Consider the following 12,077-nt stretch of genomic DNA (forward strand, 5'->3'; position numbering starts at 1 on the left):
CCCGGGCGTGTTTATCTTGTGGGCACGGGGGCGGTGCATGGGGGGCGGTGCGATGGTGATCAGGGTTCTGGTGGCCGAAGACATGCACATCGTCAGAGGTGCGCTCGTGGCGTTGCTGCGGTTGGAGCCGGACATCGAAGTGGTGTCGGAAGTGGCGTCCGGCGACGAGATCCTCCCCGCCGCGCGGACTTCGCGCGCCCAGGTCGCCATCATCGACATCGATCTGCCGGGCAAGGACGGACTCACCGCGGCGACCGAACTGCACGAGCAGCTTCCCGAGGTCAGGACGCTCATCTTGACCAGCCTCGGCAGGCCGGGCACGCTCCGCCGGGCCTTGGCGGCCAAAGTGAACGGCTTCATGCTGAAGGACGCCCCGGCGGAGAAACTCGCCAACGCCGTCCGCGGCGTGGCGGCCGGACGGCGGATGGTCGACGGCGATCTGGCGCTCGCCGCCTGGGACACCGCGGACTGCCCGCTGACCCCGCGCCAGATCGACGTCCTGCGGCTGACCGCGGAAGGCCGCGACACCCTGGAGGTCGCGGCGAAGGCCTTTCTCTCCACCGGAACCGTCCGGAACTACCTGACCACCATCGTTTCGAAGCTCAACGCGCGCAACCGGGTCGACGCGATCCGCATCGCCAAAGAAGCGGGCTGGATCTAGACCGGGACCACGGCGCGCAGCCGGAACCGCCCGTCGGGTTCGACACCGGCGGTCAGTTCGCCGCCGAGCCCGGCGACACGGTCGGACATGTTCGTGATGCCACTGCCCGGCGCCTCGACCCTCACCGGTTTCTCCGCCCGCGGCCGCCCGTTTTCGACGCCGTCGTTGACGATGTCCAGCGCGACACCGTTGCCGATCCGCCGCACGGCGATCTCGCAGCGTTCGACCCTGCTGTGCCGCAACACATTCGTCACGCCCTCACGCAGCACCACGGCCAGCACCGTGCGCACCGTCGCCGGCAGGTCCTCGTGCTCGATCTCCAGCCGCACCTGGACGTCGGCGGCCACCAGCACCGCCTGCGCCGACCGGGACTCCTGATCCAGCGACAGTTCCCGGTAGCCGCTCGCGACCGACCGGACGTCGCCCAGCGCCTGCCGGGTCAGCCCGAGGATCTCCAGCAGCTCGTCGGAGGCCCTCTTCGTGTCGATGTCCATGATCCGGCTGGTCAGCTCGCTCTTCAGCGCGATCGCGGACAGGCTCATGCCGAGCAGGTCGTGCAGATCGCGGGCGAACCGCAGCCGCTCCTCCGCGACCGCGACCTCGGCGAGGCGTTTCCTGGTCTCGCCGAGTTCGGTCACCAGCCGGAGCAGCCAGATGAGGCCGAACACCATCAGCCCGGTGTTCAGGATGGACGCGAAGCTGTAGAAGCCGCCGATGAAGTCGGTGCCGTACCCGATCCGGATCAGCACCACGCCGACGGCGGTCGCGGCGAACGCCGTCCACCCCGCCAGCGGCGGCAGCACCAGCAAGGCGGTGCCCGCGAACAGGCTGGGCAGGCTCACCCAGGCGTGCCCGAGTGGGATCAGCGGCAGGAAGATCAGGCAGGCCTGGACGACCAGCAGCGCGAGACTCTGCCGCGAGCGCAACCGGACGTTCGGGCGGGCGAAATAGGACAGTTGCAGCGTGATCAGCGCGGTGAGGTAACCGGCGATGAGCGCGATGTACCAGCCGTCGTCGGTCAGCATGAAGGCCCGTGTCATCGCGGAGAGACCGAAGAGGATGAAGACCACCGTCAGCGTCCACTGGACGTTCCTGGCGTCGATCACGGACCAGTGGCCCGGCCCCTGCTCCAGCGCCGTGTCGGCGGGTTCGACCTGGTCGGGTACCGGGAGTTCGGCGTGCAGCCGCCACTTGCCCGCCGCTTCGGGGCCGGCGCTCAGCGTGCCGCCGTGCCTGGAGACCTCCGCGGTGACCTCACGCAGGCTCTCGGCCGTTTCCTCCGGGACGTCCTCGTGCGCCGTTCCGTCGTGGACGATCTCCAGCGCGACCCGGCCTTCGTGCGCGCGCACGGTGATCTCGCAGTGCTCGACGCCGGTGTAGCGGAGCACGTTCGTGACACCCTCCCGCAGCACCTTCGCCAGCAGGGTGCGCAGCTTCACCGGCAGCTCGACCTGTTCGAGGTCGACCCGCACCGCGACGTTCGACGCCGAGAGCAGCGAGACCGCGGTCCGTGATTCCTTGTCGAGCGAAAGCTCCCGGTAGCCCCTGGCCACCGACCGCACGTCGGACAGCGTCCGCTGGGCGATCCCGGTGATCTCGGCGAGTTCTTCGCGTGCCCGGTCCAGCGACTTGCGCAGCAGCCGGTGCACCAGTTCGCCCTTGAGCGCGATCGCGGAAAGGCTGAGCCCGAGCAGGTCGTGCAGGTCCCTCGCGAAGGCCAGCCGCTGCTCGGCCACCGCACGCCGGGCCAGTTCGGTCCTGGCCTGGTGCAGTTCGGTCACCAGCCGCGCGAGCCAGGTCAGCAGGTAAACGACCAGCGCGTAGAAGATCGCGGTGATGCTGTCGAACAGCGCCCCGAGCCAGGTGTCGTCGTAGGCCCACAGGATCCACGTCGTGGCCGCCATGAAGACGGTGAACACCGTCCAGCCCGTCCGCGGCCGGAAGAGCAGCAGCGCGCTGCCCGCCGCGAGGGTGGTCAGCGAGGTCAACGCGGCGTCGAAGTGCAGGGTCGGCAGGTAGGCGAGGCAGGCCTGGACGACCAGGACGCCCTTGGCCAGCCGGGTGTCCAGCCGGACCGCCGGACGGGAGAAGTACAGCAGCTGGATCGCCAGTACGGGCCCGACGTACAGCACCGCCAGCACGCCCTGCCAGAAGTCCACCCCGGGCTGGAGCAGGACCGCGAGGAGACCGAAGAGGCACGAGTTGACGAAGACGACCGTGATGATCAGCCCGGCGAGGAACAGCGCCCGCCGGGGCCGCCGGTCGATCCCCGCTGGTTCGGCGGTCACCGCGAGCTGGTCCGGCACAGGCACCCCAGTGGTAACAGAAGAAGTCTCTTTTCGGTTGTGCTTCGCCCTCGCGACGGTCGGGTCCGGGCGTCGCACCACCCTCCATTGCGGTATATTCGGATCCTATCCCATGCGTGTTACCCGCATTGGTCTTCGAGGATAAGGGATACCTGCCCGGCAGGTGACGTTTTCCCGGCCGGAGACAGGAAAACCCCGCCGCTCACCCTCGCGGGTGTCGGTCGTTCGCACCACGCCGGGGCGGGCTCTCGCGGCGCGGTGGCGCGGGTGGCCCTAAGCTCTGCGCATGGCCAGGTATTTCGACGTACATCCGGAAAATCCGCAACGGCGCGCGATCGGACAGGTCGTCGACATCCTGCGCGAAGACGGTCTCATCGCGTACCCGACGGACTCCTGCTTCGCCCTCGGCTGCCAGCTGGGGAACAAACAGGGCATCGACCGCATCCGGAGCATCCGCAAGCTGGACGACCGCCACCATTTCACCCTGGTCTGCCAGGATTTCGCCCAGCTGGGCCAGTTCGTGCACGTGGACAACGCGGTCTTCCGCGCGGTCAAAGCGTCCACTCCGGGCAGTTACACGTTCATCCTCCCGGCCACGAAGGAGGTTCCGCGCCGTCTGCTGCACGCCAAGAAGAAGACGGTGGGCGTGCGCATCCCGGACCACGTGGTCACGCAGGCGCTGCTGGGCGAGCTCGGTGAACCGCTGCTGTCGAGCACGCTGCTGCTGCCGGACCAGGAGGAGCCGATGACCCAGGGCTGGGACATCAAGGAGCGGCTCGAGCACGTGGTGGACGCGGTGATCGACTCCGGCGAGTGCGGGGTCGAGCCCACCACGGTCATCGATTTCTCGTCGGGTGAGCCGGAGATCGTCCGGCGTGGCGCCGGCGACACCACCCGCTTCGAATGACGCGATTCGGCACCTGCTCCTGCTGGTCGCACACGAGGAAAGCAAGCAGATGCCGAATCGCGAGACCGTCTTCAGTGCGTGACGAGCCCTTCGGCCTTCGAGGGGGCCGAGGGGATGTGGAACAGCCGCGTGAAGAGCTCCAGCCGCGCCGGGTCGCCCTTGACGGCCACCGCGCCGCAGGTGAGCGCGTTCGCCGCGGCCAGCTCGCCGTTCAGCAGCTTGAGCATGACCGGGCCGCGCGGCTCGATGACGATGTCCGGGTCCGGATGCGGGCCCTCGCCCGCCGTCATCGCGCCGTCCTCGACCACCGCGTGGACGATCATCTGGTCGCCGTAATGCAGTTCGAACGAGCACTGGACGCCGCGGGCCGCGTCCGGCTGGAACGTCGTGTACAGCGACAGGATGGCCGCGTCCAGGGTGAACAGGTCGTCCGCCGCCGGGTCGGTGAGCGAACGGGCGCCCCACAGGCCCAGCTGCAGCAGGATCTGGTCGAGGTCGTTGCCGTATTCGGTCAGCTCGTAGACCACCCCGGCGTCGAGCTGCGAGAGCACCCGGCGCTGGACGACGCCGTGCCGTTCGAGTTCGTTGAGCCGGGTCGAAAGGATGCTCGTCGGGATCTTCGGCAGGCCCTGCTGAAGCTCGTCGTAGCGCTTCGGGCCGAGCACGAGGTCGCGGATCACGAGCATGGACCATCGTTCCCCGATGATCTCGAGCGCGCGGGCGAGGCCGCAGAACTGGCCGTAGGTGCGAGCGGTCATGCTTGACTCCTCAACTTCCTGGATCTCTGGTGACGGGGTGGTTCTGGTTCGCCGGGACGGCGATCAGCGGATCGGGTGTCGCTCGGAGAGCAGTTCGCGGTGCAGCTCTCGCAGTTCGGCGCAGGGTTCCACCCCCAGTTCCTCGTCGAGCCGCGTCCGCAGCCGCTGGTAGGCCGCCAGCGCGTCGCTGCGGCGGCCGCTCAGCCCCAGCGCGCGGATCAGCTGGCCGTGGAGGGTCTCGTCGAGCGGGTCCGCGGTGGTCAGCGACCGCAGCACGCCGAGCATCTCCCGGTGCTGACCGGCGAGGATCTCGGCTTCGATCCACAGGTCACGGGCGTTGCGGCGGTGCTCCAGCAGATAGACGGTGTAGGCCGCCAGTGTCGGTCCACAGTGGATGTTGGCCAGCGGGGGACCGGACCACAGGTCCAGCGCGGTACGGAACGCGTGGGCGGCCGCCGCGTGGTCGCCTCCGGTCAGCAGGTCGCGGCCGAGGCGGTGCAGCCGGGCGAACTCGGACACGTCGACCACGGCCGGATCGATCTCCAGCCGGTAGCCGGGCGCGCTGGTGACCAGCAGACCTTCCCCGCGGTCACCGTCGGGGTCGAGGTGACGGCGGAGGTGGTGAACGTAGGTGTGCAGAGTCCGGCGGACGCTGCGCGGGGGCGCGTCGTTCCAGAGCTCGTGGACCAGCGAGTCGACGCGGACCGTCTTGCCGGGACGGATGAGCAGCATCGCCAGCAGTTGCAGGAGCTTCGGCGTGGTCGGCGCTCGATCGGCCCCGCCGGCGTGCAGTTCGACCGGGCCGAGGAGTCGCGCGCGCACCGCGTCCGGAACCCGGTGCCCGGCGGCCGTGTCTCCCGGTTCGATGGTCATCGCGTGCATCCCCTGCCCCTCCGGCGGACTCCCCCTCTGCGACAGTGACAGAGGCGGAACCCGCGGAACAGTGCCGGAGACACCCAGCGGACCTAGATTTCTTCGTTGCCCTATATGCGATCGTCACGACCTGGAGCGCGGAACCGGTTATGGCAGAACAGAAGACGCGCGAGCGGGTCAGAGCCAGTCGGAATCGGTGGCGATCCGGATGGCGTCGACCCGGTTGCGGGCGTTGAGTTTCGTGACCACCGTGGCGAGATAGTTCCGCACGGTTCCCGGTGACAGGAACAGTTCCGCCGCGATGTCGGCGACCGTGCGCCCGTTCGCGGCCAGCCGGAGGATCTCGACCTCGCGCGGCGTCAGCGGGCAATCTTCCGTTTCCCAGGCCGACAACGCGAGTTCGCTGTCGATGACGCGGCGGCCGATGGCGACCGAGCGGACGGCGTTGGCGAGCTTGTCGGCGGGCGCGTCCTTGAGCAGGAAGCCGTTGACCTTCGCGTCGAGCGCGCGGCGTACGGTGCCCGGACGGCCGAGCGAGGTGAGGATCAGCGTGCGGACGCTGGGCAGTTGCTGGTAGAGCTCGGAAGCGGCGGCGAGTCCGTCCTTGGCGGGCAGGTCGATGTCGATGATCGCGACGTCCGGGAGGTACTCCGCGGCCGCCGGGAGGATCTTGTCGCCGGAGCAGACCTCCGCGACGACCTCGATGTCCTGTTCGAGGTTCAGTAATGCGACCAAGGCGCCGCGGACCATGTGCATATCCTCGGCCAACAGGACTCGGATCACTCCGACCTCCTCTATCCCCCAAAGGTGATAACTCTCAGTGTACATAGCAACCCCGGAAGAGTGAATCTAAATCGCACGATTTGAGTTCGAGCGGCTTCCGGGCGCCTCTTGAAGTGATCAGGGCCTTGGTGAGCTGCGACGATGTCAAAGGTTCGCAGATACTGAAAACGCTACCGATCGATTACCGAGTGTCAGGATAATAAGCGGCAAAATGCCGTCAAAGGTGCCTTGCATTACCCGCTGAGTACGTTCCAAACCGGTGAATTCGCTCGGCGAACGGGTGAATTAACCATTGTCAATGACGGCGGCTGGACTGTTCGGCGGTATCGGCCGTCACCTCGTGCGACCCCTCGACCGGCCGTCGAGCGGGCGGCGATCGGGGCGTGGTCTCCTCGGCAAGAGCCGAGTTCGCGCGCGAAGCCGACACTATCCACAAAGGACGTATCATGAGCTCATTGCTGGGTGCCCTACGCAAGGTCTTGTTCGCACCCTCGCTGGCTTCGGTCGGCTTCGAGGGACGAGGCTTCGGGATCCCGCCGACGCCGGCGACCGCCCGGCTGGAGTCGATCCCGCAGGCGGTGGTGTGCGGGTTCGAGTGGGGGATCGAAGCTCCGGCGCTGTGGGAGGCCGAGCGGCGGCTGGACATGGTCGAGCCGGAGATGCGAGGGTTCGCCTACGAGGGCGCGGCGATGGCGTTCACCATCCTCGACGTCATGCCCGGCGGGCGGAAGGACCGCACGGCCGAGCTGATGAGCGGCCCCGGTCTCCCGCATGTGTTCTTGACCTACATCGGCATCGGTTTCGCGATGGCCCGGCTGCCCCGGCCACTGTGGAAGAAGGTGCTGCCGGATCTCGACGGCGTCCCGTTCCACCCGACGATGAGCTGGCTGGCCGTCGACGGCTACGCCTTCGACCGCGCCTACTTCGACACCCGCAAGTGGGTCGACGAGCAGTTCGTCCCCAAGCCGTACCCGTGGGCGGGCGCGCCCGCGTACTTCCCGCGCGCCTGCGACCAGGGCATCGGGCGGGCGCTGTGGTTCATCAACGGCGCCGACCCGGTCAAGGTCGCCGCGGCGGTCGGCCGGTTCCCGGCCGACCGCCGTCCGGACCTGTGGAGCGGGGTCGGGCTGGCGGCGACCTTCGCGGGCGGCTGCGATCAGCCGGGGCTGATCAGGCTGCGCGAGGCGGCGGGGGAGCACCAGGACCACCTCGGCCTCGGCGTCGTGTTCGCGGTGAAGGCGAGGACGTTCTCCTCGTTCGTCCCGCCGCACACGCGCCGCGCCGCGCGGGCGCTCGCCGGGCTGAGCATCGAAGAGGCCGTCGACCTGGCCGACTCGACCGAGGTCGTCGAGAACGCCTCGGACGGGACACCCGCTTACGAACTCTGGCGGCGGAACATCCGCGACGGTTTCGCCCCGTCGGCGGGCCGCCTGTCCGCGTAGACAGCGAGAAAGGGGCCTTCGAGACGGATCGCGTCTCGAAGGCCCCTTTCCGGCGACCGGGTCAGGCCGCGTGCTTGAACGGTGCGGGCCGGTACCGCAGATCGGGCAGCGCGAGCAGGACCGGCGGGTCGAACAGGCGCTTGGGGCGCACCCGCAGGTCAGCCAGCCGCGCGGTGACGCCCGGTTCGACGGTGATCGGGCCGTGATAGCCGGTGTACCCGGTGCCCCGGCGGGTGAGCGGCCCGGTCACGCAGTGCGCGACGAGGTGCCAGGTGCCTTCCGGGACGTCGGTCAGCTGGTAGGGGCCGGGGACGTCGATGACCGTGTAGCACACGGGAGCGCCCTCGGGGATGCGCGTCGGGAAGAGGCCGGCGAAGACGAGGCCGGGCGAGATCTCCGGCGGCGCCGAAACGAAACCGCGGACGGTCGCCTGCTTCGCGCCGGGAAGGGGGGCGCCTGCCAGACGGTGCTGGAAACCGCGCTGCTGGCGGTACGCGGAGGGGGAGAGGCCCACGCGGCTGCTGAACCGCGTGCTGAAGGTGCCGACGCTGTTGTAGCCCACTCGGTGGCTGATGTCGGCGACCGTGATCGAGGTCGTCAGCAGCAGGCGCTTGGCTTCGTCGAGCCGCAGCGCGGACAGGAACCGGCCGGGCGAGACGCCGGTGGCCTGCTGGAACACCCTGGTGAAATGGAATTTGCTGAAGGTGGCGGCGCGGGCGATGTCGTCGATAGTGAGCTCTTCGCCCAGTTTCTCGTTCATGGCCCCAATGGCTCGCTCCACGGCTCGCCGGACAGTCTCATCCATTGTACCGTCCTTTCGCTCGAGAAATTCTGGCGTGCTTTGCTGTTTCGACACTAGTGTTCGCCGCCACTTCTCCTGAAGTGCTTGATTCACCGCCGGATATGGATTCATGTGTGCGGCGACGTGAAAATTTCACGGTGACCGCGGGCAGCCGGGGATCACGGGCCGGGCATGCGAAAACCACATGTCGCCGATGGTGCCCACACTGGATCTCCGCGGCCGATGGTCGCAAAATTCCTGGTAGCGCATTCACGCCGGAACCACCCCGGCCGTGTTGGCGCGGTCCGAAGAACCTATTCCCGCGGCAACACAGAACCGGCCCTTGACCGCGTCCCCCCGCGGCGGTCAAGGGTCGGTTTCCATTTCGCGGGACGGGTGTGTGAGGATAGTGTTGTCGGCTCGTGGGGCGAGGCGCAGGCGAAAGGCAGTTGGGGTCGATGATCAAGGTCCTGGTCGCGGAGGACATGCACATTGTCCGTGGGGCCCTGGTCGCGCTGCTCGGACTGGAAGCCGACATCGAGGTCGTCGCCGAATGCGCCAGCGGTGACGAGATCCTCCCGCTCGCCAAGTCCTCGCGCCCCGACATCGCGCTCATCGACATCGACCTGCCGGGCAAGGACGGGCTCACCGCGGCCGCCGAACTGCACGAACAACTGCCCGGGGTGCGCACGCTGATCCTCACCTCGCTCGGCAGCCCCGGCACCCTCCGGCGGGCGCTGGCCGCGAAGGTCAACGGCTTCCTGCGCAAGGACGCGCCCGCCGACAGGCTGGCCAACGCGGTCCGCGGGGTCGCCGCCGGACGGCGTGTCGTCGACGGCGATCTGGCGCTCGCCGCGTGGGACAGCGAGGAGTGCCCGCTCACCGCGCGGGAGATCGAGGTGCTCCGGATGGCGTCGGTCGGCTCCGAGCCGACCGAGATCGCGGCCGAGCTGTTCCTGTCCGCCGGGACCGTGCGGAACTACCTGACGACGATCGTGTCGAAGCTCAGCGCCCGCAACCGGGTCGACGCGGTGCGGATCGCGCGGGAGTCCGGCTGGCTGTGACGCCCGCCCGGTTCACCGGGTCGGGACGCTCATCGTGGCGAGGGCCAGATCCGCGGCGAACTCGCCCGGGGATGCCGCCTCCGCGAGCAACCGGCGTTGCCGGGCCGCGCCGGTCCCGTGCTCGAACAGCGAATCCAGCCCCTGTTCGACGTCGTCGAGGTCGCCGGCGGCCTTGAGCGCCGGCCGGACGAAGTCGACGAGCTCGCCGAGAAGGTCGCGCTGATCGGCCTCCCTGCCGGTGAAGACGTCGATGCCCGGCCCATCGAGGCCACGGCGCGCGGCGGCCGTCAGCGCCGAGCCGATGCGGGCGCCGCGGGCTCGCGGAACCTCGGTCGTCCCGGCGCAGGTCACGACCAGTCCCCGCACCAGCGCCGCGAGGAGCGCGGCGTCGTCGACGGCCAGGCAGACGTCGGCGATCCGCACCTCGACCGTGGGGTAACTGGGGGAAAGCCGGGCGTAGAAGTACACGCCCGCCAGATCGAGCGCGGCGCCGCGCGTCAGGGCGTCCCCGATGCTCTGGTCGTACGCGGCCGCACCGGGCCATTCTTCGGGCGGTCTCGCCGTCGGCCACCGGTCCCAGAGCGGGAAGCGCCTGCTCGACCAGCCCGAATCGATGCCGTTCTCGACCGGCGAGTTGACACTGAGCGCCAGCAACGGGGCGAGCCACGGCCGCAGTCCGGCGAGGACCCGCGCGCCGAGATCCCGCGACGGCAAGCCGACGTGCACGTGGCATGCGCACGTTCCCGCGTCGTCGATCAGTTCGGGGAACGCCTCGGCCATCCGCCGGTAGCGGGGTTCGGGCATGATCGCGTCTTCCCGCAGGCCACAGGGCGGAATCCCCGCCGCCACCATCAGACAGCCGTCCGCCTCCGCCGCCTTCGCGACGATCTGCCGCAGCCGGCTCAGTTCGGCGCGCACCTCGTCCAGGCTGCGACAGATGCCTGTCGCGGTCTCGATCTGGAACCGCATCAGCTCGCCGGTGACGTCCGGCTCGGGGGCGAGGTGCTCGAGAAGATCCGGTGCGCGCAACGCGACCGAACCGTCCAGCGGGTCGAGCAGGACGAATTCTTCTTCCACGCCAAGGGTGAAGTTCGTGCCGTCAACCGCCATGACGCTCCGTCTCTGGTGATTTTCGCCGACACCAATGAATCTCCCCCTTCCGGCGCGGCGAGGAAAGGGCCGGTGTGCTGAACTTCGTTGCGGCGAAGGTGATTCGTGCCTCACGGACGGTCTAGGCTGATTTCATGATCGAGTTGTATCCACCCGCCGAGCCCTATGACAAAGGACTGCTCGATGTAGGTGACGGCCACGCCGTCTACTGGGAGACCTGCGGGAACCCGGCCGGAAAGCCGGCGGTCGTGCTCCACGGCGGACCCGGGCAGGGGTGCACGCCGGGGATGCGGCGGATGTTCGACCCGGCCCGCTACCGCGCGGTGCTGTTCGACCAGCGCGGTTGCGGCCGCAGCACCCCGCACACGAGCGACCCGGCGACCGACCTGCGGTACAACACGACGGACCACCTGGTCGCCGACATGGAACGGTTGCGGGAACACCTGGGCGTCGAACGCTGGCTCGTCACCGGTGGCTCGTGGGGCACGACGCTCGCGCTCGCCTACGCCGAACGTTTTCCGGAGCGGGTCACGGAGATCATCGTCAGTGCCATCAGCACGACACGTCCCGCCGAGATCGACTGGTTGTATCGCGGCGTCGGCCGGTTCTTCCCCGAAGAGTGGTCCCGCTTCCGCGGTGATCTCTCCGGCGATCTGGTCGCCGCCTACGCACGGCTCATGGGGGATCCCGATCCGGCAGTGCGGACCGAGGCCGCCCGTTCATGGTGCACCTGGGAGGACACCGTGCTGTCCCTGGAGCCCGGCGCGACCGTCCACAATGGTCCGATCGGCGAAGGGGAGCTCGCGTTCGCGCGCCTCGTCACGCACTACTACTCCCACGCGGCCTGGCTGGAACCCGGCGCACTGATCCGCGACGCCGGTCTGTTGCGGGAGATCCCTGGCGTGCTGATCCACGGGCGCCGTGACCTGAGCTGCCCGGTGGACACCGCCTGGGAACTCGCCCGCGCCTGGCCCGGCGCTGAGTTGCTGATCGACGACGATTCGGGGCACCGGTCGAGTGAGGTGAAACGAGCCTGGAAGATGGAGGCGCTGGACCGCTTCTGCTCACGCGTGTCGTGAGTGACTCCTGGACGCCGTGGCCAACCGAAATTGCACCGGACAGGGCCGGTGGCGAAGAGGAAGTCCGTGGCGTCGGCGGCGGCTTGGCCGAGCAAAGGGGTACCTCGACCGAGACAGCGCCTTATCTCGGCGAAGCCAGCTTCGTTGAGGGAGCCAACGCCGTGCTGTGCCGACGATAACTGTCGCGGAAGGGGCGCAGCGAGGCCGTCGCTCGCGAGCAGGGTGGTCTGCCCGGTCCCGCAACCAATGTCGAGGACACGATCACGCGCACCGATCGAGGCCGCGGTGAACAACCATTGGTTGAAGCCTCCCG

11 protein-coding genes are annotated in these 12,077 nt (G+C 68.8%); 5 read left to right on the plus strand and 6 right to left on the minus strand.

What is annotated here, in order from left to right; all coding sequences use genetic code 11:
* Window positions 1–52 precede the first annotated feature (52 nt).
* Window positions 53–661: a DNA-binding response regulator gene (locus ACLJPX_RS31365; RefSeq protein WP_410604095.1), complete on the plus strand. Its 609-nt coding sequence runs from the start codon at window positions 53–55 to the stop codon at window positions 659–661.
* Here the strand turns inward: ACLJPX_RS31365 and ACLJPX_RS31370 are convergent.
* Window positions 658–2,967 carry a sensor histidine kinase gene (locus tag ACLJPX_RS31370; RefSeq protein ID WP_410604096.1) on the minus strand — a complete coding sequence of 770 codons (2,310 nt, stop codon included), beginning with the start codon at window positions 2,965–2,967 and terminating at the stop codon, window positions 658–660. The two genes, ACLJPX_RS31365 and ACLJPX_RS31370, sit on opposite strands and share 4 nt — an antisense overlap.
* Window positions 2,968–3,253: 286 nt before the next feature.
* Here ACLJPX_RS31370 and ACLJPX_RS31375 point away from each other — a divergent pair, with 286 nt between their 5' ends.
* On the plus strand, window positions 3,254–3,874 hold the full coding sequence (locus tag ACLJPX_RS31375) for an L-threonylcarbamoyladenylate synthase (RefSeq protein ID WP_101605888.1): 621 nt from the start codon (window positions 3,254–3,256) through the stop codon (window positions 3,872–3,874).
* Between the two features lie 71 nt (window positions 3,875–3,945).
* Here the strand turns inward: ACLJPX_RS31375 and ACLJPX_RS31380 are convergent, their stop codons facing one another.
* The 3 genes from ACLJPX_RS31380 to ACLJPX_RS31390 form a co-directional block, all read right to left on the minus strand.
* A complete protein-coding gene (locus ACLJPX_RS31380) occupies window positions 3,946–4,632 on the minus strand; it encodes a winged helix-turn-helix transcriptional regulator (protein ID WP_410604097.1) in 687 nt (228 codons plus the stop codon).
* A 63-nt stretch (window positions 4,633–4,695) separates the two neighbouring features.
* Window positions 4,696–5,514 carry an AfsR/SARP family transcriptional regulator gene (locus ACLJPX_RS31385; RefSeq protein WP_410604098.1) on the minus strand — a complete coding sequence of 273 codons (819 nt, stop codon included), beginning with the start codon at window positions 5,512–5,514 and terminating at the stop codon, window positions 4,696–4,698.
* Between the two features lie 168 nt (window positions 5,515–5,682).
* The gene (locus ACLJPX_RS31390) at window positions 5,683–6,288 is read right to left on the minus strand and encodes a DNA-binding response regulator (RefSeq protein ID WP_410604099.1); all 606 of its coding nucleotides are present in this window, start codon (window positions 6,286–6,288) and stop codon (window positions 5,683–5,685) included.
* Window positions 6,289–6,734: 446 nt separating this feature from the next.
* Here ACLJPX_RS31390 and ACLJPX_RS31395 point away from each other — a divergent pair, with 446 nt between their 5' ends.
* Window positions 6,735–7,730 (plus strand): DUF1702 family protein, encoded by a 996-nt coding sequence (locus ACLJPX_RS31395; protein ID WP_410604100.1) that lies wholly within the window; start codon window positions 6,735–6,737, stop codon window positions 7,728–7,730.
* A gap of 61 nt (window positions 7,731–7,791) precedes the next feature.
* Here the strand turns inward: ACLJPX_RS31395 and ACLJPX_RS31400 are convergent, their stop codons facing one another.
* Window positions 7,792–8,490 carry an AraC family transcriptional regulator gene (locus tag ACLJPX_RS31400; protein ID WP_410604101.1) on the minus strand — a complete coding sequence of 233 codons (699 nt, stop codon included), beginning with the start codon at window positions 8,488–8,490 and terminating at the stop codon, window positions 7,792–7,794.
* A gap of 479 nt (window positions 8,491–8,969) precedes the next feature.
* Between ACLJPX_RS31400 and ACLJPX_RS31405 the strand changes: the two genes are divergently transcribed.
* Window positions 8,970–9,575 (plus strand): DNA-binding response regulator, encoded by a 606-nt coding sequence (locus tag ACLJPX_RS31405; protein ID WP_101605894.1) that lies wholly within the window; start codon window positions 8,970–8,972, stop codon window positions 9,573–9,575.
* A gap of 12 nt (window positions 9,576–9,587) precedes the next feature.
* On the opposite strand, the gene ACLJPX_RS31410 is transcribed toward ACLJPX_RS31405, so the two are convergent.
* A complete protein-coding gene (locus tag ACLJPX_RS31410; RefSeq protein WP_410604102.1) occupies window positions 9,588–10,685 on the minus strand; it encodes a glutamate--cysteine ligase in 1,098 nt (365 codons plus the stop codon).
* A gap of 134 nt (window positions 10,686–10,819) precedes the next feature.
* Here ACLJPX_RS31410 and pip point away from each other — a divergent pair, with 134 nt between their 5' ends.
* Window positions 10,820–11,764 (plus strand): prolyl aminopeptidase, encoded by a 945-nt coding sequence (gene pip, locus ACLJPX_RS31415; RefSeq protein ID WP_410604103.1) that lies wholly within the window; start codon window positions 10,820–10,822, stop codon window positions 11,762–11,764.
* Window positions 11,765–12,077: the final 313 nt, after the last annotated feature.

This window comes from Amycolatopsis sp. lyj-90, from assembly GCF_046549035.1.
GTDB lineage: Bacteria > Actinomycetota > Actinomycetes > Mycobacteriales > Pseudonocardiaceae > Amycolatopsis.

What these genes read in the sequence shown, in the direction of transcription:
- ACLJPX_RS31365 (WP_410604095.1), top strand. Translation starts at nt 53, where the DNA reads ATGGTGATCAGGGTTCTGGTGGCCGAAGACATGCACATCGTCAGAGGT.
- ACLJPX_RS31375 (WP_101605888.1), top strand. Translation starts at nt 3,254, where the DNA reads ATGGCCAGGTATTTCGACGTACATCCGGAAAATCCGCAACGGCGCGCG.
- ACLJPX_RS31380 (WP_410604097.1), bottom strand. Translation starts at nt 4,632, where the DNA reads ATGACCGCTCGCACCTACGGCCAGTTCTGCGGCCTCGCCCGCGCGCTC.
- ACLJPX_RS31385 (WP_410604098.1), bottom strand. Translation starts at nt 5,514, where the DNA reads ATGCACGCGATGACCATCGAACCGGGAGACACGGCCGCCGGGCACCGG.
- ACLJPX_RS31395 (WP_410604100.1), top strand. Translation starts at nt 6,735, where the DNA reads ATGAGCTCATTGCTGGGTGCCCTACGCAAGGTCTTGTTCGCACCCTCG.
- ACLJPX_RS31400 (WP_410604101.1), bottom strand. Translation starts at nt 8,490, where the DNA reads ATGAACGAGAAACTGGGCGAAGAGCTCACTATCGACGACATCGCCCGC.
- ACLJPX_RS31405 (WP_101605894.1), top strand. Translation starts at nt 8,970, where the DNA reads ATGATCAAGGTCCTGGTCGCGGAGGACATGCACATTGTCCGTGGGGCC.
- ACLJPX_RS31410 (WP_410604102.1), bottom strand. Translation starts at nt 10,685, where the DNA reads ATGGCGGTTGACGGCACGAACTTCACCCTTGGCGTGGAAGAAGAATTC.
- pip (WP_410604103.1), top strand. Translation starts at nt 10,820, where the DNA reads ATGATCGAGTTGTATCCACCCGCCGAGCCCTATGACAAAGGACTGCTC.